Below are 21,593 nucleotides of genomic sequence, written 5' to 3' on the forward strand. Positions count from 1 at the left end.
GAACATGGGCGCCCAGATGGTGCGCGAAGTGGCCTCGAAGACCAACGACATCGCCGGCGACGGCACGACGACGGCGACCGTTCTCGCCCAGGCGATCGTGCGCGAAGGCGTGAAGTCGGTTGCGGCCGGCATGAACCCGATGGACCTCAAGCGCGGCATCGACCTCGCCGTCGACGCGGCGGTCGAGGACATCAAGGCGCGCGCCAAGAAGATCACGGGCACGGACGAAGTCGCCCAGGTCGGCACCATCTCGGCCAACGGCGACAAGTCGATCGGCAAGATGATCGCCGAAGCCATGAAGAAGGTCGGCAACGAGGGCGTCATCACGGTGGAAGAGGCCAAGAGCCTGGACACCGAGCTGGACGTCGTCGAGGGCATGCAGTTCGACCGCGGCTATCTCTCGCCGTACTTCATCACCAACGCCGACAAGATGATCGCCGAGCTCGACTCGCCGTACATCCTGCTGTTCGAGAAGAAGCTGTCGGGCCTGCAGGCGATGCTGCCGGTGCTCGAGGCGGTCGTGCAGTCGGGCAAGCCGCTGCTGATCATCGCCGAGGACGTCGAGGGCGAGGCCCTGGCGACCCTGGTCGTGAACAAGCTGCGTGGTGGCCTGAAGATCGCCGCCGTCAAGGCGCCGGGCTTCGGTGACCGTCGCAAGGCGATGCTCGAGGACATGGCGATCCTGACCGGCGGTCAGCTGATCTCCGAGGATCTCGGCATCAAGCTCGAGAACGTCACGCTCGACATGCTCGGCAAGGCCAAGAAGGTCCTGGTCGAGAAGGAGAACACCACGATCGTCGACGGCTCGGGCAAGAAGGCGGACCTCCAGGCCCGCATCAGCCAGATCCGCGCCCAGATCGAGGAGACGACCTCGGACTACGACCGCGAGAAGCTCCAGGAGCGCCTGGCCAAGCTCGCCGGCGGTGTTGCGATCATCAAGGTCGGCGGCGCCACCGAAGTCGAAGTGAAGGAGAAGAAGGACCGCGTTGACGACGCCATGCACGCCACCAAGGCTGCGGTGGAAGAGGGTGTCGTCGCCGGCGGCGGTTCGGCCCTGCTCTACGCGCTGCGCGCGCTGGACAAGGTCCGCACCTCCAACGACGACCAGAAGGTCGGCATCGAGATCGTGCGTCGTGCGCTGCAGGCGCCCGTCCGCCAGATCGCCGAGAACGCCGGCTATGACGGCGCCGTCGTCGCGGGCAAGATGCTCGAGCAGAAGGACACGAACTTCGGCTTCGACGCCCAGAAGGGCGACTATGTCGACATGATCAAGTCCGGCATCATCGACCCGGTGAAGGTCGTCCGTACCGCCCTGCAGGACGCCGCTTCGGTGGCCGGCCTGCTGGTCACGACGGAAGCCATGATCGCCGAGAAGCCGGAGAAGAAGGCCCCGATGATGCCGCCGGGTGGCGACGGCGGCATGGGCGGCATGGACTTCTAAGTCCAGTCTTCTCAGAGACAACGGAAAGGCCGGGGAGCGATCCCCGGCCTTTCTCATTGGAGCGCGCCACTAAAGGGCGGAGACTACTCCGCCCGAAGTGGCGCATCATGAGCGCCACTGGAGTGGCGCGCGCTCATGAGCTTGAATTACCCGACATCGATCAAGGGCGTCGTCCTGCATCAGGGCCGCGTGCTGCTGCTCCTGAACGACCGCGGCGAATGGGATCTGCCCGGCGGGCGTCCCGATGCCAGTGAGGATCATCGCGCGGCGCTGGTGCGCGAGGTGAGGGAAGAGACCGGGCTGGCCGTCGAGGTCGGCGCGCTCGTCGACGAGCATCTGTTCGAGGTGCTGCCGCAGCGCTTCGTGCGGATCGTGGCCTACGTCTGCAGGCTGCAGACCGAGGGCGCGATTGCCCTCAGTCACGAGCATCATGAAGCGAGCTGGGTCGACCTTGCCGCGCTCGGCGAGCGTACCGCCGGCCGGCCGTTGCCGGCGGGCTATCTCGGCGCGATCCGCCAGGCCGCCTGCCAGCCTTCGTCGCCGTAGCTGCGGCTCGTCTCGACCTTGAGGAAGCGGTCGTGCGCCCCGGCGGCGCCGAGCCACAGCTCGTTCCAGGCGTCGAAGCCGGCCAGCGGATCGGCGAGCTGAAGCTCCCGGGCCAGCTTCCAGCCCTCCATGCGCAGGGTGACCGCGCCGTCCTTCTCCTCGGTGACGACCTCCTCGCCCTCGGCGGCGAGGATCGCCGCCAGCCAGCGGGCGAACAGGCGGGCGCTCTCGAGGTCGCCGGTCTCGACGTCGGTCGGCAGGTCGAGATCGCGCGCCGTCTCCTCGTGGAACTGCAGCCCGACGAGACGCGCCACGCGGCCCATCTCGGTCTGTGCGTCCTTCGCGCCCAGAAGGTCCTGCAGCACCGGCAGCATGGTCTGCACGTAGCCCATCGCGTAGGAGCGGAAGGTGCGCAGCCGGCGTTCCTCGGGCCAGTTCGCCGTCTCGAGCCTCGGCTGGGTCTTCCAGTCGATGCGCGGCATCTCCTCGTCGTAGGCGAAGCGCACGCGCTCCTCCTCCTTCAGGGGGCGGCCGTAATCGCAATAGTAGCCTTCGAGGCCGGGCTTGCCGTCGACCGTCATACCCGTGCAGACGAAACCGAGGCCCGGGTTCTTCAACGATACGCCGTTGTGGCCGTGCCAGCCGTGCAGGAAGGCCGCCGACACTTCGTGCGGTACGGCCGCGATGGCCGTGCCCTTCCACATCCAGCGCGGCGGCGGGTAGCGCACCCAGGCTTTCGTGTCGCTCTCGCTCAGGTAGCCAGTCTTCACGCCGCCCAGCGCATTGGAGTGATAGTGATAGAGCGCGCAGGCCGGCGCATCCTTCTCGCCCGCGATGCCGAGCTTCTGCAGGCCGGGCAGGAACTTCTCGAGGTGCTGCCGGCGGAAGTGGCGGAAGATGTACTCGCGCGCCGTGTCGCTGCCGCGTCGCGAGACGAGGCCGAGGACCAGCGCCGTCATCAGCGCGTTGTAGAGCGTGCCGACCGCCCGGTAGGCGGCCGTGCTAGCCATTATGGCCGTCGATCAGGATCGCCTTGGAGTGGCCGGCCTTGAGCCGCATCGCGAGGACCGGCTTGTACTCCTCGGAATGATAGAAGCGCTCGGCCTTGGCGCGATCGGGGAATTCCAGCACGACCACGCGCGCCGGAGTCCAGCCGCCTTCGAGGCTCGTGCAGTGGCCGCCGCGCACGATGAACTTGCCGCCGAACTTGGCGACCAGCCCCGGCGTGTGCTTGCGGTACTCCGCCATCAGCTCTTCGTCCCTGGTGTCGATCTCGACGATGATATAGGCCGTCATGTCTTGCTCCCTCGTCAGCCGGTTTCCATGGGCAGGGCCGGATCGTTGGCCCATTCCTGCATGGAATTGTCGTACACCGAGACGTTCCTGTGACCCAAGAGGGCGGTGAGGACGAAAGCGTCGAGCGTGGCGGCTATGCCGCCGCCGCAATAGACCAGCACCCGCTTGTCCGGCGCGGCGCCGACGCCCTCGAAGGCGGCGCGCAGCTCGGCGATCGGCTTCAGCGCCTTGTCCGGGCCGAACAGGCTGGCGGCCGGCACGCAGGAAGAGCCCGCGACGCGTCCCGCACGGCCGTAGACTACACCGCCCGCGCCGCTGTGCTGGTCGTGGCTCAGCGCATTGAGGGTCAAGGTCGAGGCGTCGCCGATCGCGCCCTTGATCGCATCCTTGTCGACGAAGATCTCCGGCCGGCCGCGCAGCGACAAGGTGGCCGGAGGATGGGTGACGGGGGCGGTCGACAGCGGGCGGCCTTCGGCCTTCCACTTGTCGAGGCCGCCGTCGAGGATCGCCACCTCGTCGAAGCCGACGGCGCGCAGCATCCACCAGATGCGGCTCGCCCAGACCGGCGAGGCATGGCTGTAGAGCACCACGAAGGTGCCGTGGCCGACGCCCTTGGCCGCGAAGGCCTTCGTCAGCTCTTCGAGCGAGGGAAGCGTGAAGCGCAGCTTCGAGCTCTTGTCGGAAAGATCGGCCTGGAGATCGAGATACGCCGCGCCCGGGATGTGTCCCTTGTCGTAGTTGGCGCGCCCGCTTTCGGCGATGTAGCGGCCGTCGGGGCCGGGCTTCAGATAGGTGGTGCAGTCGAAGACGCGCAGCGCCGGCGCGCCGAGCTGGCGCGCGAGATCATCCGTTGTGATCAGATTGGCCGAATGGGCCATGTCGCTCTCCCGGGTTGGGGGAGCGGAGACTAGCGCGGTTCGGGCGAACCGTGCCTCAGCTTAAATCGTCTTGGACGGCAGCGGCGGAACGCTGACCGGGCCGGAGGACGGCGCGGCGGCGGTCGGCGCCGGCGCGGAAGCCGGCGGAAGCTGGCCCATCTCCGGCGACTTCGGGGCGGCCGGCGTGGTGGTGGTCTTCTTTGTCTTCTTGGACGGAGCCTTCGCGACCTGGACCTTCTTCAGGCAGGCGCTGCGCTGCGAGCTGCTCTTGATCTTGTTGCAGGAGGCGGTCGTCGGCGCCTTCGGCTTGGCGGTGGGGGTCGGGGTCGGCATCGTCTCGTCCTGCGCGAAGGACGGGGCGGCAAAAGAGACCGCAGCCAGGGCGGCCATGCTGGCGATCAAAAGACGCATGATTATCTCCCGGGCCGCTTGCGGTGAGGGGCGGGTGCGGCCTCGCTATATCTCTAAAATGCTATGGGATTTGTGCCGTTTATGTCAAATTCTTAATGGGTTAGAGCAACTGCAATCGGATGCGCCGTGCAGGCCATTTTCAACGTCGCCCTCCCGATCTTCGGCGTCATCCTGGCAGGCTTCCTGGCTGGTCGGTGGCGCATCCTGGGGCCGGAGGCGACTACGGCGCTCAACGCCTTCGTGAGCTACTTCGCCCTGCCGGTCCTGTTCTTCGGCACCCTGGCGCGCACGCCGGTGGCCGCCGTGCTTGATCCCAGCCTGATGGCGGGCTTCGGCATCGCCGTGGTCGCCACCTTCGGCGTCGCCATGATCACCACGCGGCTCGTTTCGCGAGGCGGTCTCGCCGCCATGAGCCTGCAGGGCATCGCGGCCTCGTGGGGCAATGTCGGTTACATGGGTGTGCCGCTCTGCCTGGCGGCCTTCGGCGAGCAGGGCCTGCCGCCGGCCATGCTGACGGTGATCGTGACGGCGGTCGTCTCGATGGTGTTCGGCGTCATGCTGATCGAACTCGAGGTGGCGGCAGGGCACGGCCCGGTCCGGACCTTCCTGCGCGCCGCCTTCAACGTGGCGCGCAATCCCCTGCCGGTCTCGATCGCGCTCGGCATCGTGGCGTCCTGGGTCGGTCTGCCGATCCCCGTGCCGGTCGAGAAGTGGCTCGACCTGATGGGCGCCGCGGCCGCGCCCTGTGCGCTGTTCGCCATCGGCCTGTTCCTGTCGGACAAGTCGATCAAGAGCGGTCTCGCCGAGGCCGGGCTCGCCACCCTGATCAAGCTCCTGCTGCAGCCGCTGGCGGCGCTGGTGATCCTGCCTTTGTTCGTGCCGATCGATTCGATCGCGGGCAAGGTAGCCTTGCTGATGGCTGCGTTGCCGACGGCCGCCAACGCCTTCGTGCTGGCCAAGCAGTTCGACGTGTCGGTCGAACAGAACACCGCATCGGTTCTGCTGTCGACGGCCTTCTCGGTGGTGACGGTTTCTGCTCTGCTGGTGTGGCTGCGCGTAACCTGACGACGAAACGGGAGAACACCCATGCTTCAGGAATTCAAGAAGTTCGCGATGCGCGGCAACGTCGTGGATCTCGCCATCGGCGTGATCATCGGCGCCGCCTTCAGCAAGATCATCGACTCGCTGGTCGGCGACATCATCATGCCGATCATCGGCCGCATCGCCGGCGGGCTCGACTTCACCAACTATTTCATCGGCCTCACCCCGGCGGCCAGCCAGGCCACGACCTACGATGCGGCCAAGAAGGCCGGCGCGACCCTGGGCTACGGCACGTTCCTGACGGTGACGGTGAACTTCCTCATCATTGCGTGGGTGCTCTTCCTGGTGATCAAGGGCATGAACCGCGTGATCAAGCAGGAAGAGGCCGCCCCGCCGCCGCCCGCGCCGCCGACCAAGGAGCAGGAGCTGCTGACCGAGATCCGCGACCTCCTGAAGGCGCGCGGCTAGGCCGCCGTCCTCGCGCCGAACATCGCGTCAAGCCGGCGGGCCAGCCCGTCGGAGATCCTCGTGAGCGGCAGCCGGCATTCCGGCGAGGCGATCAGCCCCTGTCGCCACAGGAGATGCTTGATCGGCATCGGGTTGGCTTCGGCGAACAGCATCGGCACGAAGCTCGCGAGCGGGGCCCAGGCCTTGCGGGCGCCGGCGAGATCGTCGGCCCTGAAGCAGCGCTCGACCTCGACGAAGCCCTGGGTCATCAGATGGCTGGCCGCCAGGATGCCGCCCTCGGCGCCGTTGGCGCGCATGGTGAAGAACAGCGCATCCTCGCCGGTCAGCACGGCGAAGTCGGCCGGCTTGCGGCGCAGCAGCTCGAGCGATTGCTCGACGCTGCCGGAACTGTCCTTCACGCCGACGATGTTCGGTACCTCGGCCAGCTCCAGCAGCGAGTCGTTGGCGAGGTTCACCGCCGTGCGATAGGGAATGTTGTAGATCACCACGTCGCGGTCGGTGGCCGCGGCGATGCGCCGGAAGTGCGCGATCAGCCCGTCCTGGCTCGGCCGGTTGTAGTAGGGGCACACCGACAGGATGCCGGCGATCGGCAGGTGGCGCAGCCGCTTCAGCTCCTTCTCGACCTTGGCGGTGGCGTTGCCGCCCACGCCCGCGAAGACCGGCACCCTTCCGTCGGCGACGGCCAGCGTGCGCTCGATCACAGCGGCGATCTCGTCCCCGTCCAGGGCGGGCGATTCGCCCGTGGTGCCGAGCGGCAGCAGCCCGTCGACGCCTTTGCCGATGTAGTGGTTCACCAGCCGGTCGTAGCTCGCGAAGTCGATGGCGCCGTCCTTGAACGGCGTGATGAGCGGCAGCCAGAGGCCTGAAATCTTCGTGGTCATGGCGCCACGGTAAGGCTGTTCAATGAATAACAAAAACGAATGTTTTGGATGAGATCGTTCACAAGTGATTATATGTGGCTATGCGCAAGGATCTCGACATGGCGCTGGTGCGCGCCTTCCTCACCGTCGTCGAAGCGGGCGGCGTGACGCGTGCGGCGGCGGTGCTGGGCATGAGCCAGGCCGCCGCCAGCCAGCAGATCAAGCGGCTGGAGGAGGCGCTCGACTGCCGCCTGTTCACGCGTCAGGGACGCGGGCTCGTGCTGGCGCCGGCGGGCGAACGGCTGCTCGAACAGGCGCGGCGCCTGGTGGCGATGAACGACGAGGTCTGGTCGTCGATGCGCGCGCCGCAGTTCGAGGGAGAGGTCCGCTTGGGCGTGCCCTACGATATCATCGGCAGCTTCGTGCCGGCGATCCTGCGGCGCTTCGCCAAGGCGCAGCCGCGGGTCCGGGTCAGCCTCGTCTGCGAGGATTCGCGCCTGATCCGCGAGGAGCTGAAGTCGGGCGGCGTCGATCTCGCCATGACGACCGAGACGGAATGCGGCCGCCACGGCGAGACCCTGCGCACCGACCGGCTGGTCTGGGTCGGCGCGCCGGACGGGGATGCCCATCTCAAGGATCCGCTGCCGGTGTCGCTCGGCGCGCCGACCTGCGTCTTCCGCCCCGTCGCCGTGGAGGCGTTAGGCAAGGCGCGGCGCGACTGGCGTGCGGTCTGCGAGGTGAGCCGGCTGGAGCCGGTCTACGCCGTGCTGGAGGCGGGCCTGGCCGTGGCGCCGCTGCTGCGCTCCTCGGTGCCCGAACGCTTCGTGATCCTGGGCCGCGAGGCCCGGCTGCCGCCGCTGCCGGAGTTCCGCATCAACCTCTATGCGCCACCCGGCCTCGGTCCCGCCGCACGTGACCTGGCCGATCATGTGCGAGCGAGCTTTTCCGGGCGGTCACGGAACCTCAACAATTGATACCAAGCGCCCCCTGTGCGGAGGTCGCGCCGGCCCGTATCTTCGCGGGCATGGATTGACGCGGTTCGAGACATCGCCGCGGCGGCCGACGAGTTTAGAGGGGGCGTCTGGGGGCCTGGAGAGTGTAACAACTCTCCGGGCCCTCTTTTTGTGCTGACATGAAAGGGTCATGGAGGCGTGTTTGATCCGGTCGTCTCGAAGGAGGAGCGGGTGATGTCTGCAACGAGCGAGTCCGTGCTCGAAAAGCCACGCGGCGCCGTCGTGGTCCGGCCGTCGACCGAAAACGACGTGCCGGCCATGATTGCGATCTACACGCACCACATCACACGGGGCGTGGGCGACGTCGATATCGAGCCGACACAGGCCGACGACATCAAGCGGCGACGCAAGAACATGCTGCGGCGCCGGTTGCCGCACCTCGCCGCGGAACGCGACGGCGTGATCGTGGGCTATGCCTATGCGGTGCCGTTCCGCAAGCGCCCGGCCTATCGCTATGCGGTGAAGCACTCGATCTATGTCCATCCCGACCATGTCTCCACCGGGATCGGCCGTCTGCTCCTGCCGGCGCTGATCGAGGCCTGCGCCAGTGCGGGTTATCGCCAGATGTTCGCCTATGTCGACGCCGACAATGTCGCGTCGCTCAGCCTGCACGAAGCTCACGGCTTTCGCCGCGTCGGCCTGCTGGAAGGCGTCGGCTTCAAGTACGGCAAATGGGCCGACAGCGTGCTGATGCAGCGCGCCATCGGCCCGGGCAGCACGACGCCGCCCGTCGAGATCGCCTACTCGCGCACCACGTAGGTGAGGAAGCGCACGCGGCCGTCCTTGTCGATCTCGCGATAGATGCCCTGGATCTCGACGTCGAAGCCGGGGAACAGGTTGGCCGACTTCTCGAACATGCGCAGATAGTCGAGCATCGGCTTGGCCCGCTCGTCGAGCCGTTCGCCGGGCACGATGCTGGCGATGCCGGGCGGATAGACCACGAACATGGTGGTGGCGATGCGACCCGCCGCTTCTTCGATCGGCACATAGTCGACATTGTTGCGCACGAGCTGGCGCACCGCCTCGTGCGGCGCCATCGCCGGCTCGGGCAGATGCTCGGGCATGAACTGCGCGCGCTGCATCAGGCTGACGTTGCTCTCGCGGAAGAAGGCGTGCATCTCGGCGCAGAGATCGCGCAGGCGCATGCCGGCATAGCGTGCCGGCCGCTTGCGAACGAACTCGCCAATGACGTCTTCCAGCCGCGCATTGTCGTCGTGCAGCCGCTTGAAGATCACGAGCGCGCTCAGCAAGGTGCCGGCCTTGCTCGACTCGACGCCGGGCGTCATCAGGAAGAGCAGCGAGTTGAGGTCGTTCTTCTCCGGCACGATCTGGTTCTCGCGCAGATACTGCGCCACCACGGGGGCGGGGATACCATGGCCGGCATAGCCACCTGTCTCGCGGTCGAAGCCCGGCGTCAGCACGATCAGCTTGTTGGGATCGGTGATCGCGTAGCCCGGGGCCACGTGCTTGAAGCCGTGCCAGCGCCGCTCCGGCGCCAGCTCCCAGTATCGCGCGTGCGTCGCCAGATCGTCGGTTGGAACCTCCTCCCAGAGCTGCTCGCGGTCGCCGACCATGACGCGGTTGGGAATGAAGGGTTCGAAGAACCAGCGCCGCGCCGGGTCGCGCTCCTTGTCCTCGAACTCGCGGCGGATGGCGCGCATCTTCTTGCGGATCTCGATGCCCAGACGAATCGTGTCGTCCCACAGAACCTCGCCCGACCGCCCCTTCATCATCTGCGCGCCGACGTCTAGCGAGGCGAAGATCGGATAGAAGGGCGAGGTCGAGGCGTGCAGCATGAAGAACTCGTTGAAGCGGCGATGCTCGATGCGCCGGCGCTGGCCCTTGATGTGGCGATCCCGGACGTGGATCTGCGAGGCCTGGCTGAAGCTCGCGAGCTGCTTGTGCGCCGACTGGGTCGCAATGATGCCGGGACTGTCCGGGCCGAGATTGGTCAGGCCCATGGCGAAGCGGCCGGCATAGAGCGGGTGAAACTTCATGAAGCCCGCCCAGGCCTCGTCGAACAGGATGTAGTCGCAGAGGTGGCCGATCTTCTCGACGATCAGGCGCGCGTCGTTGATCGTGCCGTCGTAGGTGCACTGCTCGATGACGGCGACGCGGAATGGCCGCTCGCGCTTCCATGCCTCCTTGTCCTGGACCAGCGGATTGGTGCGGATCTTCTCGCGGATGGCCTGCTCGTCGAGCGCCTCGTGGAAGATCGGCCCGATCAGCCCGTGGGCGTTGCGGTCGGTCTCGAGATAGATCGGGATGCCGTTGCCGAGGAACAGCGCTCCGTGATGGGCGGCCTTGTGGTTGTTGCGGTCGAACAGCACCAGGTCACTTTCCGCGACCAGCGCCTGCAGCACGATCTTGTTGGAGGAGGAGGTACCGTTCAGCACGAAATAGGTCTTCTCCGCGCCAAAGATCGCGGCAGCCTCCTTCTGCGCCTTGAGCGCCGGGCCCTCGTGGACCAGCAGGTCGCCGAGATCGAGCACCGAATTGTCGAGGTCGTCGCGGAACACCGCCTCGCCCAGATGCTCGACGAAGATCCGACCGATCGGGCTCCTGTTGTAGAAGATGCCGCCATTGTGCCCGGGACAGGTCCAGAGCTGGTTGCCTTCCTCGGCATAATCGACGAGCTCGCCGAAGAACGGCGTCTTCAGCGTCTCGGCGTACTGCTTCAGCCGACTCACCAGGTTCTTGGCGATGAACTCCGGCGTTTCCTCCGAGAGGAAGATATAGCCGTCGATATAGTCCATCACTTCGACCGGGATGTCCTCCAGCCGCTTGCGGCGCACCAGGATGACGATCGGCATTTCGAGGCCGCGCCGCCGCATCATGTTGATCATCGCGGCGGCCTTTCCGTCGAGGCCCTTCTTGCCCCAGTCGACGACCATGCAGCCGATCGCGGCATCGGTCTGGACCACCATCTCGGCATCCTCGATGCGGCGGGCCCGCACGACCTGGAAACCCATCTTCTCGATGGAAACCGTGATCTCGCCCAGCCGGAGGCCTTCGAGATCGTCGGCGTCGAAAGCCGGAGCGCAGACGAGGAACGTGAAACGCCTGAAGAAATCCATCAGTAGACCGCCGGGACATAGAGTTCGGGAGCGACCGGCGTGCGCGCATAGTCGGGCTTGTGTTCGCGCTTGGGCAGGACGATCGGTTGGTGTTCAACGTCGTTGTAGGGGACTTGTTGCAGCAGGTGATGGATGCAGTTGAGGCGCGCGCGGCGCTTGTTGTTGCCCTCGACCACCCACCAGCGTGCCTCGGGAATGTGCGTCCGCGCCAGCATCTCCTCCTTGGCCTTGGTGTACTCCTCCCAGCGCCGCCGGGATTCCAGGTCCATGGGGGACAGCTTCCACTGCTTCATCGGATCGTGGATGCGCATCAGGAAGCGCATGTTCTGCTCCTCGTCGGTGATCGAGAACCAGTACTTGAGCAGGATGATGCCGGACCGCACGAGCATGCGCTCGAACTCAGGGACCGTCTCGAAGAAATCCCGGACGTCGCTTTCGGTGCAGAAGCCCATGACCCGCTCGACGCCGGCGCGATTGTACCAGCTGCGGTCGAACAGCACGATTTCGCCGCCCGCCGGGAGGTGCGAGATGTAGCGCTGGAAGTACCACTGGGTGCGCTCGCGCTCGGACGGCGCCGACAGGGCGACGGTGCGGCAGACGCGCGGGTTCAGGCGCTGGGTGACTCGCTTGATCACACCGCCCTTGCCCGCGGCGTCGCGACCCTCGAACAGGACCACGACCTTGAGCTTCCGGGCGATCACCCAGTCCTGCAGCTTGATCAGCTCGCGCTGCAGCCGCAGCAGCTCGGTGAAATAGAATTTCCGGTCGATGCCTTCGCTCTGCGGCAGGTCGCCGTCGCCATGCTCGGGCAGGCGGGCCAGCATCTCGTCGCCCAGTTCGAGCTCGAGATCCTCATCGATACTGTCGGCCAGCTCCCGGCGGACGCGATCTTCCAGCGCCTTGCGGTCCCCATCGCTCTGCATGCCCACGCCCTCCGTTGCCGTCCAGAATGGCCGGGAAAGTGAGGGGCGCATATGACAATTTGACGACAGCCGGGCTACGTCGCGAAGAGCACCCTCAGGAACGTGGCAGCAGCTCCTTCTGCTGCATCTCGGCGAAGCATTTCCGGAACATCGCCTCGGTGTCCATCACCTCGGTGAAGCCGGCCTGCATCAGCTTGATGGTCGAGACGATCGCCGCGGGTCCCGGCTCCGTGCGGCCGTAGCCCATCGTGTAGTCGGCATATTCGAACGACAGGCCGACGAACTCCTTCAGCGTGCCCGACCTCAGTCCGTGGGCCGCGCGGATCTCGGCCCATTCGTCCTCGCGCGGCCGGATCTCGCGGTCGAGCGCCAGGGGCACGTGTGCGCCCGGCTCGAAGCCCAGCGCATCGGCGATCGCGGGCCAGACATTGGGCCACACGAAGACGTCGCCGTTGGTGACGTTGAAGATCTCGTTGCGCGCCGCCTCCGCCTCACCCGACCAGGCGATGGCGCGGGCCAGCAGATCGGCATCGACCGCCTGGGCCACACGGCCGACGCCTCCGGGATAGTCGAGCTTCTTGCGGCCGGCCCGGCGCATGAAGGCGGCATAGACTCCCAGTGCCGGAATGACGTTCATGGCGCTGCCCACCGAATCGCCCACGATCAGCACGGGCCGCAGGATCGACCAGCTCCAGCCCTTGCCCTGCTGGCGCTCGCGCAGGAACCGTTCCTGGTTCCAGTAGAAGTTCGGCTGCTCGTGCATCTCCGAACGGTTCTCGCGCGCCGGGACGGCGAGCGGGCGGACATGGACGCCATAGGCCTTGGTGCCCTGCAGCAGGGCCACGTGCCGCAATCCTGACGCCGCTCGTTCGAGCGGGGCCATCAGATTGCGCAGCATCAGGTCGTTGGTGCGGATCTGCTCCTCTTCCTGCCATCCTGCGACCAGCCCCAGCCGTTCATGGAGGGCGGCATAGACGAGGTGCGTCACGCCCGCGAACTCGGCCGCCAGCGCCTCGCAGGCCGCCCGGTCGGTGAGATCGAGCGGCAGCCAGCGCGCGCCGTAGGTTTCGTCCGGCCGACGACGCGACACGGCAATCACCTCGCAGCCCTCGACGGCAGCGAAGTGTTTCAGGGCTGCATGGCCGACGAGGCCCGTGGCCCCGGCGACCAGAACTTTCTTTTTCATGGGTGGCCAGCGTAGCGCATGAGGTCGAGGGAACAAACGCGTTGGCTCAGACCTCGTGCGTTGCTTTCCCCCTCCCGGCCTCCCCCGTATGACGGGGGAGGTGTTATAAAATTGAGCTCAGCTTGCCTCCCCCGTCACACGGGGGAGGTGGCCGCAGGCCGGAGGGGGAGAGCTACAGTCGCGGCGTCTTCGCTACTCCACCTTGGCGCCCGACGCCTTGATCACGGGCGCGAGCTTCTTTTCCTCGGCGGCGCGGTAGGCGGCGGTTTCGGCCGGCGTCATCCAGATCTGGGTGGCGCCCTGCTGATCGAAGGCGGCCTTCACGCTGGGCTTCTGCAGGGCCTGCTTGGTCAGCGCCGAGAGCTTCTCGACCATTGCCGGCGGCACGCCGGCCGGCGCGCAGACGCCGCCCCACGAGGTGATCTCGAAGCCCGGCAGGAATTCCCCGAAGGTCGGCTTGTCGGGCACGGCGGGATGACGATCCTTGGATGTCACCGCGAAGCCCTTGACCTTGCCGCCCTTCATCAGGCCGAGCGGGCCGGGAATGTTGTCGAACATCATGTCGACCTGGCCGGCTAGGATGTCCTGGTGGGCGGGCGCGCTGCCCTTGTAGGGTACGTGCAGCAGGTTGACGCCGGCCATCTGCTTGAACATCTCGCCGGTGAGATGCGGGCTGGTACCGGCGCCCGACGAGGCGAACGAATACTTGCCCGGATTGGCCTTCGCCAGCGCAATCAGTTCGGGGATGGTGTTGGCCGGGAAATCGAGCCGGGTCATCAGCATGTTGGGCACCGACCACAGCATCGCGACGCCGGTGAAGTCCTTGCCTGCATCGAACGGCAGCTTGGCGTAAAGCGTGGGCGCGATGGCATGCGCGGCGATCGTGTAGAGGCCGATCGTGTAGCCGTCGGGGGCCGACTTGGCGATGAAGTCTGCGCCGATATTGCCGCCGGAGCCGGCGCGATTCTCGATGATGAACTGCTGGCCCGTCAGCTCGGAGAGCTCCTGGCAGACGATGCGCGACAGCGTGTCGGTCGGACCGCCGGCCGGAAATACCACGATGTATTTCACGGGCCGGTTGGGCCAGTCGCTCTGGGCACGGGCAATGCCCGAGGCGATCATCGGGGCGGCGAGCGCGCCGCCAGAGAGAAGCAGTGCATGCCTGCGCGGAATCATGACCTTGGTCATCTTGAACGTAGCCTCCTGTGCTTTCTTGATTGGGAGGCACTCTAGCGGAGTCGTTCCGCTGTTCAATATGTCCGGCGCCGATCTCAGTCCGTGATGATCACCGTATAGGCGGCTGTCGTGCCATCGGGCACAACGATGTCGACCTGCATGCCCCTGGACGCCGGCTTGGCGCGGTGTTTCTGAGGCTTCACCGTCTTGGCGGAGATGGGGATCAGCGCGATGCCCCATCCGCCGCTGCGCTTCAACAGCGCCAGGGGAAGCTTGGTCCCCGCTTCGATGCTGTAGGGACCCGGCCGCATCTCCTTCACCACGAAGGCGCCGCGCGTGTCGGTAACGGTCTCGATGATGACGCGGCCGTCAGCTTTGCTGCGGATGATGACGTCGATGCCGGTGACGGGCTCGTTGGCCGCCCTCGCGATGGCGACGGGCAAGAAGGCGAGCACTATTGACGCCAGCAGCGTCCCAAGCATCCGCACCCTGTTCGCTCTCCCTGTCCCGTTCTGTCGCCGACGTTTGCGTCGCATGATGGCGGCAATTGCTACCATTCTCCATGTAAATTTCGTTAGCGATTGATTTGCCGTGCACCGATCGCCACGGTGGCGACCGCAAAAGGAGATGAGCAATGAAACTGGATTTCGCGGGCAAGAAGGCGATCGTCTGCGGTGGCAGCCGCGGCATCGGCAAGGCCATCGCTATGGGCTTCGCGGCCTGCGGTGGTGATGTCTCGATCTGCGCGCGCGATCCCAAGACGCTCGAAGAGACCCGCGCGGAACTCGCCAGGCACGGCCACAAGACCCATGCCGCCAGCGCCGATCTTGCCCAGGGCGACGCGGTGCGCGGCTATGTCCGCGAGGCGATCGGGGCGCTGGGCGGCGTCGATCTCCTGATCAACAACGCCTCGGCGTTCGGTTCCTCGGACGATGACAAGGGCTGGACCAGCAACCTTGCGGTCGACATGCTCTCGATCGTGCATGCGACGCAGGAGGCCCTGCCGGAACTGAAGAAGTCGCAGGGCAACGTGGTCAACATCTCCTCGATCTCCGCGCTCCATCCGGCGGCCCGCCAGCCCCCGTACGGCGCCATCAAGGCGGCGGTGATCCACTACACGGTCACCCAGGCGGCGATGTACGCGAAGGATCGCATCCGCGTGAACTGCATTGCGCCCGGCTCGATCGAGTTTCCCGGCGGCGTCTGGGACAGGCGCAAGACCGACAATCCCGCCTTGTACAATGGTACGCTGGCCTCGATCCCGTTCGGCCGCATGGGGCATGCCGAGGAAGTGGCGAACGTCGCGCTGTTCCTCGCCTCGCCGCTCGCTTCCTGGGTGACCGGCCAGACCATCGCCGTGGCCGGCGGACAGGGGTTGTAACGTCCATGGCCTCGACGAACCGCGCCCACGTCCTGCTTTGGACCGACTCCCCGACGGCCTATCTCGACGCAATCCAGGCGGCCGGTCTCGCCGAGCGCGTCGCCGTCGACACGCTGGCGCGCAAGGAGAAGCCGTCGGCCGAGCAGCTCGCCCGCACCGAGGCCATGATGGCAGGCGCGGTGCCGGCGGGACTGCTGCCCGCCATGCCGAGGCTGCGCTGGGCGCAGGCAATGAGTGCAGGCGTCGACAACTGGCTGGCGCTGCCCGACCTGCCGGCAGGCCTCACGCTGACCTGCGCGCGCGGCACGCACACCGAGTCGATGCCGGAGAACATCATTGGCGCGCTTTTCCACGTCGCGAAGCCCTACGCGCAGGTTGCCGAGCACCAGAAGCAGAGCAAGTGGGTCCACACGGTAGCCGAGCCGCTGACGGGCAAGACGCTCGGCATCCTGGGCCTGGGCGCCATCGGCCAGGAGGTGGCGCGCATCGCCGTGGCGCTGGGCATGCACGTGATCGGCACCAAGCGCCGGCCGACACGCATCCCGAACGTGGCCGAGGTGCTGGCGCCGGAGCAGACCGACGAAGTGCTGGCGCAGTCGGACTTCGTCCTGCTGCTGCTGCCGGCGACCCCGGAGACCGAGAACTTCATCGACGCGAGGCGGCTGGCGAAAATGAAGCCTTCCGCGTGGCTGCTGAACTTCGGCCGCGGCCAGATCGTCAACGATGCCGATCTCATGGCCGCCACGCGGGAGAAGAAGATCGCCGGTGCCCTGCTCGACGTCTTCCGGCAGGAGCCCTTGCCGGCCGACAATCCGTTCTGGACGGCTCCGGGCATCATCGTGCTGCCGCATATCGGCGGACCGCACCCGCAGCGCGACCGCTTCGTGTCCCGCCTGTTCGTCGAGAACCTGAAACGCTTCCTCGACGGGGACCCGCTAAAGGAAGTGGTCGACCGCGCCGCAGGCTACTAGATAGAGCGTCCCGACGACCCGTCAGGCTACATAAGCGAAACAAACGAAATAAACGAAACAATCGAAAGGAAAAAAGCCTCCCCCTGGACAGCGATCCCCCGGGGGGTGGCTGCGCGGTATTTTGCGCGGTGCGTGTTTTTATTGGCCTTGGGGGGTCGGCCTGCGCAAAGCCGTCGACTTGGGCTGACCGAGCCGGACGCTACTTCAGGCCGAAGGGCGCGAACTGCTGGGCGACCTCGGGGTCGAGTATCAGGGCGGCGGCCTTGTCGCCCTCGCCCTCGCGCGTCTCACCGATCATGATGCGCGCGATGCCGCGGCCGTAGAGCGCCAGGGGGCGGTTGGGATCGACGTCCAGGGCGTCGTCGTATTCCTTCACCGCGAGGCGGGGATCGCCCAGCTTCAGGTAGATGAAGCCACGCGTGTCGCGGACATCGAGGTTGAGTGGCATCAGCTTCTGCGCGGTGTCGCAGTCCTGCAGGCCGGCGACCAGATCCTTGCCGGTGATGGCGCGGATGAGGCAGCGGTTGTTGTAGGCGCGCCCCATGCCGGGTTCCAGCTTGATGGCGGCATCGTAATCGGCCAGCGCCTTGGCGTACTCGTGCTTGGCGAAGTGCGCGTAGCCGCGATTGTAGTAGGCGACGGGATTGTCGGAATCGGCCTTGATCGATTCGTCGAGATCGCTGATCGCCTGGTCGTACTTTCCTTCCTCGGAAAGAAGGGCGGCGCGATTGGCCAGCGCCTGCGAATAGCGCGGCGCGTACCGCAGGGCCGTATCGTAGTCCTGCATGGCGAGCTGTTTCTGGCCGCGCCGGTTGTTGGCGAGGCCGCGGATCACGTAGGCTTGGGCATTGTTGGGGGCGAGCTGTATGGCGCGGTCGAGGTCGGCCAGCGCGCGGCCGTTGTCACCGAGCTGGCTGTAGGCATTGCCGCGGGCGATCAGGGCGTCGACATTGTCCGGCTGCAGCACCAGAACCTTGTCGAAATCCTCGATGGCGCGATTGAAGGAGCGCTTGCGGGTCGCCAGCAGGACGCCGCGACCGAGATAGGCGAGCGAGTTGCTCGGGTCGACGCGGATCGCGTCGCCATAGTCGGAGAGGGCCCGGTCGGTTTCTCCCATCGCATGCAGCGACGTGGCACGGCGGTAGAGGTTCAGCGAATCGGGATTCCGGGGATCGATGGCGCCGTCATAGTGCTTCAACGCCTCCGAGTAATCCTCGGCCGCCAGCACCCTGTCGCCCAGGGCCGTACGGGCAATGCCGCGCGTCAGCCGGGCGAGCGCGATCTGGTCGGGCTTGAGCTGGCGGGTCTGCAGCGCCTTCGAGCAGGCGGCTGCCCGCACGTCCGCGTCCTTGACCGTGGGCCAGGCGCCGCGCACGCACTCGTCATAGAGCTGGTCCACCGACGGGCCGGGGGGCGCGGAAAGGGGAGGGGCGGGAGCCGGGGTTGCCGACTGCCGGTCGCGCACCGAGGGCGGCGGGTAGAGGTGATAGGCAAAGCCATAGATCCCGGCTCCACCGGCCAAGAACGCCGCGGCGGTAATCAGGAGCTTGGTCGAAAGGCGCATGGGCAAGGGCTCGATCCGGGAGAACGTCGTCTCGTGTCGGGCGCTTGTACCAGACAGGGCGTAGGGCGGACAGCGTACGGCCCGCCCCGGGTCGGAGCGGGCCGCCACAAATGAAATAATCGAAATGCTAGCGGGTCGTCCCGGAGGCACCGCCCGTCACACCGCCCGAGCCGGACGGCGCCGGGGCCATGCCTTGGTTTACCGAACCGCCCCCGGTCGTATTGGCGCCGGCGCCTGCGCTGCCTCCTGGCGTCGTCGTCGGGCCGCCCGTCGTGGTGCCGCCGATCGTGGCGCCGCCGGTCGTGCCCGTGCCGGTCGTGCCGCCCGGACCCGACGTCGAGGCGCCTCCGCCGACCGAGGCGCCGCCACTCGACGCACCGCCGCCGGTGCCAGCGCTGCCGCCTGCACTTCCGCCGCTCTGGGCCATCGCGGCGCTGCCGAAGAGCAGGGCGGCCGCCGTGAGGGCAACGAGCTTGTTCGTGTTCATGGGTTCCTCCTGTTGCGTTGCTTGATGCAGGAGAAACAGCCTGTCAGAGCGATCGTTGCAGCGATCTCAACTATCCAGAAACCGCCTCGTTTCGGCCACCGCATCGGCCAGCCCGATGCGCTCGACGGTCACCCCCTGCGGGAAGGCGCTGAGCAAACGACTGGGTAACCGCGAATCCAGCATCACGAAGACACCGCGATCGTCGGCCCGACGGATCAATCGTCCGTAGGCCTGCTTCAGTCGCAACCGCGCCAGCATGTCGTCGTAGCCGTTGGCGCCCGCACCGGCTGCCTTCCAGTGCGCCTTGCGCGCGCGGTGGAGAATGTCGGGGCGCGGCCAGGGTACGCGGTCGAACACGATCAGCCGCAGCGAGCGTCCCGGCACATCGACGCCGTCGCGCACGGCGTCGGTGCCGAGCAGGCAGGAATGCTCCTCGGCGCGGAAGATGTCGACCAGGGTCGCGGCATCCATGCCGCCGACATGCTGGGCATAGAGCGGCAGGCCCGCTTCCTCGAGCACGGGCGCGATGCGCTGGTGCACGGCGCGCAGCCGGCCGATCGCGGTGAAGAGGCCCAGCGCGCCGCCGCCCGCCGCGAGGAACAGTTCGCGATAGGCAGCGGCGACCTGTTCGGCATCGTCGCGCTTCACGTCCTTCACGATCAGCACCTTGGTCGCGTTCGCGTAGTTGAATGGCGAAGCCATGGCCGCGCGCATGGCCGGTGCCGCGAGGTGCCGGGTGCCGGTGCGCGCCTCGGCGACCTTCCAGTCGGCCTGGGCGGCGACGTCCTCGTCGTTGGCGGCCTGCGGGATGCCGAGCGAGTCGCGCAGGGTGGCCGAGGTGATCACCGCGCCGTGCGCCGGCCGGATCACCGCGTTCACGAACGGCTCGGCCGGATCGAGATAGTGGCGATACATGCCGACGTCGTATTCACGGCCCTGCACCCTTTCGACCGCGAACCAGTCGACGAAGGCGGGGTCGGGATCGTTGTGCATGCCGCGCAGCATGGCGCGCCAGGATTCCAGCGTCAGTTCGCAGCGGTTGGTGAGCGACCGCGCCACGCCTTCGATGCGGGCGCGCTGGCCGGAGTCGAGCTTGTCGGCCTCGCCTTCGAGCTTGGCGCGCAGCGCCTGGCGCAGCCGACGCACCGGCTGCAGCATCTTCTCCAGCGCCTCGGCAAGCTGGTCGGCCGCTTCGATCAGGCCGGGATTGAGCGGGCGCACGTCGCATTCCTGGCCAAATCCCTGGTCGTCGCCGGCCGATCGCGCACGCACCTGCTGGCGCACAAGTGCCAGGAACTCCTCGGTAGGGCCCAGAACCGTACCGTCGGCCAGGCGCGTCTGCCAGTTGGGGGAAGGAAGCTGTTGCGCAAGATCGAGCAGGCGGCGCAAGGCATTCTGCGCCTCGACGTCTTCGCCGAGGAGATCGCTCAGTCGGCGTTCCAGTCCGCGCGCGCGGCTGCCGCGTCGTCCCTCGGCGCCTAGCAGCCAGCGGCGCAGGTCCGAGGCCTCGATGCCGCTCAGATGCGCGCCGAACGCGCCGTCGGCGGCATCGAACAGGTGGTGGCCCTCGTCGAACACGTAGCGCAGCGGTCGCGTACCGTCGTCGAGCCCGCCCATCGCCGCCTGGATCATCACCAGCGCATGGTTGGCGATGACGATGTCGGCCTGCCGCGCGCGGCGGATCGTGCGTTCGACGTAGCACTTCCGGTAATGTTCGCACGCCGAGTAGATGCACTCGCCGCGCCGGTCGGCGAGCCGCTGCACGCGGCTGCGACCCACCAGGTCGAGCAGCCAGGCCGGCAGGTCGCCGCCGATCATGTCGCCGTCGCGGCTGGCAAGCGCCCAGCGCGCCAGCAGGCCGAGGCCGACCGCATTCTCCGGCACCAGGCCGGTGCGCATCGCCGCCTCCTGGAAGTTCAGCAGGCAGAGATAGTTCTCGCGGCCCTTGCGGATGACGACGCGGCGGCGCTTCTCGGCAGAGTCGCGATGCAGCCGGTCGAGTTCGTTGTCGATCTGGCGCTGCAGGTTGCGCGTGTAGGTCGAGATCCAGACCGGCGCGCCGTTCTTCTCGGCCCACAGGCTGGCCGGCGCGACATAGCCCAGGGTCTTGCCGACGCCGGTGCCGGCCTCGACCAGAACGACATGCGGTTTGCCTTCTTCCTCGCGCGGCGCGAAGGCCGCGCTGGCGGCGGAGGCATAGTCGCTCTGCGTCGGCCGCGCCTCGGCCAGGTTGGCGCCGGCGGAAACGAGATGGGCCAGCCGCAGCCGCGCTTCGCGCGGTTCGACGGGCTGGCTGCCCGGCGGCGGCGCCGGTGGGGGCTCTTCCCAGACCGGCAGGCTCTTCCAGATGTCGAGGCCCGCGCCCGGGCGCGCTTTCTTGCCCCCCTGGTCGATGCCGAGGGCCGCCAGCACGGCATCGCCCCAGCTCCAGTGCCCACGCGCCATGGCAAGCGCCGTGTCCTTCATCTCCGACGAGGCGAGCGCTGCCATGTCGTCGAGCTCGTCGAGCAACGACCGGGCGATCCTGGGCAGGGCGGCAATCTCTTCTTCCGGCGTCGCCGGTACCGGCAGGTCGAGCGCCTCGCACAGGCCGCGCACCGTCGGCAGGCAGAAGCGCGCCGGCCGCACGAAGGCGAAGAGTTCCAGCAGGTCGTGTGCCGGGATCTCCTCAAGGCCGAGCCGCGCCGCTACCGCGGGAGCGTGGCAGACCAGCGGCGGGTTGCCGGCGGCCCGCGAGCCTGCATTGGCGCCCGAGAGACGCTCCAGCGTTCCGCCGGGCGCCCGCCACAGCGCGCCGCGGGCGGTCGCAACCAGGGCTGGCCAGGAGGAAATCGCCGGAATGGTCACCGGCGGGTGAATAGCACAGGCCAAATG

At 67.2% G+C, this 21,593-nt stretch carries 21 protein-coding genes; 8 read left to right on the plus strand and 13 right to left on the minus strand.

All coding sequences use genetic code 11. The features are described 5' to 3' along the window. On the plus strand, positions 1-1,441 hold a 1,441-nt coding region (groL, locus tag EPO41_RS07175), incomplete at its 5' end, for a chaperonin GroEL (protein WP_296322485.1). Positions 1,442-1,576: 135 nt separating this feature from the next. Next, positions 1,577-1,987 carry an NUDIX hydrolase gene (locus EPO41_RS07180; RefSeq protein WP_296322488.1) on the plus strand — a complete coding sequence of 137 codons (411 nt, stop codon included), beginning with the start codon at positions 1,577-1,579 and terminating at the stop codon, positions 1,985-1,987. Here the strand turns inward: EPO41_RS07180 and EPO41_RS07185 are convergent. From EPO41_RS07185 to EPO41_RS07200, 4 genes are read right to left on the minus strand one after another with little or no spacing between them, the layout of a single operon-like run. Further along, positions 1,939-2,997, minus strand: coding sequence for a hypothetical protein (locus EPO41_RS07185; protein ID WP_296322490.1), 1,059 nt, complete (start codon positions 2,995-2,997; stop codon positions 1,939-1,941). The two genes, EPO41_RS07180 and EPO41_RS07185, sit on opposite strands and share 49 nt — an antisense overlap. Beyond that, on the minus strand, positions 2,990-3,283 hold the full coding sequence (locus EPO41_RS07190) for a DUF1330 domain-containing protein (RefSeq protein ID WP_296322493.1): 294 nt from the start codon (positions 3,281-3,283) through the stop codon (positions 2,990-2,992). The genes EPO41_RS07185 and EPO41_RS07190 overlap by 8 nt, the downstream gene beginning before the upstream one ends. A 14-nt stretch (positions 3,284-3,297) precedes the next feature. Then, the gene (locus tag EPO41_RS07195; RefSeq protein WP_296322496.1) at positions 3,298-4,161 is read right to left on the minus strand and encodes a sulfurtransferase; all 864 of its coding nucleotides are present in this window, start codon (positions 4,159-4,161) and stop codon (positions 3,298-3,300) included. Between the two features lie 60 nt (positions 4,162-4,221). Then, positions 4,222-4,572 (minus strand): hypothetical protein, encoded by a 351-nt coding sequence (locus tag EPO41_RS07200; protein WP_296322499.1) that lies wholly within the window; start codon positions 4,570-4,572, stop codon positions 4,222-4,224. A gap of 126 nt (positions 4,573-4,698) precedes the next feature. Here EPO41_RS07200 and EPO41_RS07205 point away from each other — a divergent pair, with 126 nt between their 5' ends. Continuing rightward, positions 4,699-5,637 (plus strand): AEC family transporter, encoded by a 939-nt coding sequence (locus tag EPO41_RS07205; protein WP_296322501.1) that lies wholly within the window; start codon positions 4,699-4,701, stop codon positions 5,635-5,637. A 21-nt stretch (positions 5,638-5,658) separates the two neighbouring features. Then, positions 5,659-6,081 carry a large conductance mechanosensitive channel protein MscL gene (mscL, locus tag EPO41_RS07210; RefSeq protein WP_295141683.1) on the plus strand — a complete coding sequence of 141 codons (423 nt, stop codon included), beginning with the start codon at positions 5,659-5,661 and terminating at the stop codon, positions 6,079-6,081. Here mscL and dapA read toward each other — a convergent pair. Next, the gene (gene dapA, locus EPO41_RS07215; protein ID WP_296322505.1) at positions 6,078-6,962 is read right to left on the minus strand and encodes a 4-hydroxy-tetrahydrodipicolinate synthase; all 885 of its coding nucleotides are present in this window, start codon (positions 6,960-6,962) and stop codon (positions 6,078-6,080) included. The two genes, mscL and dapA, sit on opposite strands and share 4 nt — an antisense overlap. Positions 6,963-7,042: 80 nt before the next feature. On the opposite strand from dapA, the gene EPO41_RS07220 reads away from it, so the two are divergent. Both EPO41_RS07220 and EPO41_RS07225 read left to right on the plus strand, forming a co-directional pair. Then, positions 7,043-7,915 carry a LysR family transcriptional regulator gene (locus EPO41_RS07220; protein ID WP_296322706.1) on the plus strand — a complete coding sequence of 291 codons (873 nt, stop codon included), beginning with the start codon at positions 7,043-7,045 and terminating at the stop codon, positions 7,913-7,915. A gap of 213 nt (positions 7,916-8,128) precedes the next feature. Beyond that, a complete protein-coding gene (locus EPO41_RS07225; protein WP_296322510.1) occupies positions 8,129-8,713 on the plus strand; it encodes a GNAT family N-acetyltransferase in 585 nt (194 codons plus the stop codon). Here the strand turns inward: EPO41_RS07225 and EPO41_RS07230 are convergent. From EPO41_RS07230 to EPO41_RS07250, 5 genes are all read right to left on the minus strand, one after another. After that, a complete protein-coding gene (locus EPO41_RS07230; protein WP_296322513.1) occupies positions 8,695-11,031 on the minus strand; it encodes an Orn/Lys/Arg decarboxylase N-terminal domain-containing protein in 2,337 nt (778 codons plus the stop codon). The genes EPO41_RS07225 and EPO41_RS07230 overlap by 19 nt on opposite strands. After that, positions 11,031-11,954, minus strand: coding sequence for a polyphosphate kinase 2 (ppk2, locus tag EPO41_RS07235; RefSeq protein ID WP_296322516.1), 924 nt, complete (start codon positions 11,952-11,954; stop codon positions 11,031-11,033). The genes EPO41_RS07230 and ppk2 overlap by 1 nt, the downstream gene beginning before the upstream one ends. A gap of 94 nt (positions 11,955-12,048) precedes the next feature. Further along, positions 12,049-13,140, minus strand: coding sequence for an NAD-dependent epimerase/dehydratase family protein (locus EPO41_RS07240; RefSeq protein ID WP_296322522.1), 1,092 nt, complete (start codon positions 13,138-13,140; stop codon positions 12,049-12,051). A 192-nt stretch (positions 13,141-13,332) separates the two neighbouring features. After that, positions 13,333-14,328 (minus strand): tripartite tricarboxylate transporter substrate binding protein, encoded by a 996-nt coding sequence (locus tag EPO41_RS07245; protein WP_296322526.1) that lies wholly within the window; start codon positions 14,326-14,328, stop codon positions 13,333-13,335. Positions 14,329-14,411: 83 nt separating this feature from the next. Continuing rightward, positions 14,412-14,759 (minus strand): hypothetical protein, encoded by a 348-nt coding sequence (locus EPO41_RS07250; RefSeq protein WP_296322529.1) that lies wholly within the window; start codon positions 14,757-14,759, stop codon positions 14,412-14,414. Between the two features lie 191 nt (positions 14,760-14,950). Here EPO41_RS07250 and EPO41_RS07255 point away from each other — a divergent pair, with 191 nt between their 5' ends. Continuing rightward, positions 14,951-15,697, plus strand: coding sequence for an SDR family NAD(P)-dependent oxidoreductase (locus tag EPO41_RS07255; RefSeq protein ID WP_296322532.1), 747 nt, complete (start codon positions 14,951-14,953; stop codon positions 15,695-15,697). Between the two features lie 5 nt (positions 15,698-15,702). Beyond that, complete coding sequence (locus tag EPO41_RS07260; RefSeq protein ID WP_296322534.1) at positions 15,703-16,668, plus strand: D-2-hydroxyacid dehydrogenase; 966 nt, start codon at positions 15,703-15,705, stop codon at positions 16,666-16,668. Positions 16,669-16,867: 199 nt separating this feature from the next. On the opposite strand, the gene EPO41_RS07265 is transcribed toward EPO41_RS07260, so the two are convergent. The 3 genes from EPO41_RS07265 to EPO41_RS07275 all read right to left on the minus strand — a co-directional run bounded on the left by EPO41_RS07265 (position 16,868) and on the right by EPO41_RS07275 (position 21,566). After that, entirely contained in the window at positions 16,868-18,232 is a 1,365-nt protein-coding gene (locus EPO41_RS07265; RefSeq protein WP_296322538.1) for a tetratricopeptide repeat protein, read from the minus strand. Between the two features lie 127 nt (positions 18,233-18,359). Next, positions 18,360-18,719 (minus strand): hypothetical protein, encoded by a 360-nt coding sequence (locus EPO41_RS07270; RefSeq protein ID WP_296322542.1) that lies wholly within the window; start codon positions 18,717-18,719, stop codon positions 18,360-18,362. A gap of 66 nt (positions 18,720-18,785) precedes the next feature. Continuing rightward, positions 18,786-21,566: an ATP-dependent DNA helicase gene (locus EPO41_RS07275; protein ID WP_296322545.1), complete on the minus strand. Its 2,781-nt coding sequence runs from the start codon at positions 21,564-21,566 to the stop codon at positions 18,786-18,788. Positions 21,567-21,593: the final 27 nt, after the last annotated feature.

The organism is Reyranella sp., from assembly GCF_004297265.1.
Taxonomy (GTDB): domain Bacteria; phylum Pseudomonadota; class Alphaproteobacteria; order Reyranellales; family Reyranellaceae; genus Reyranella.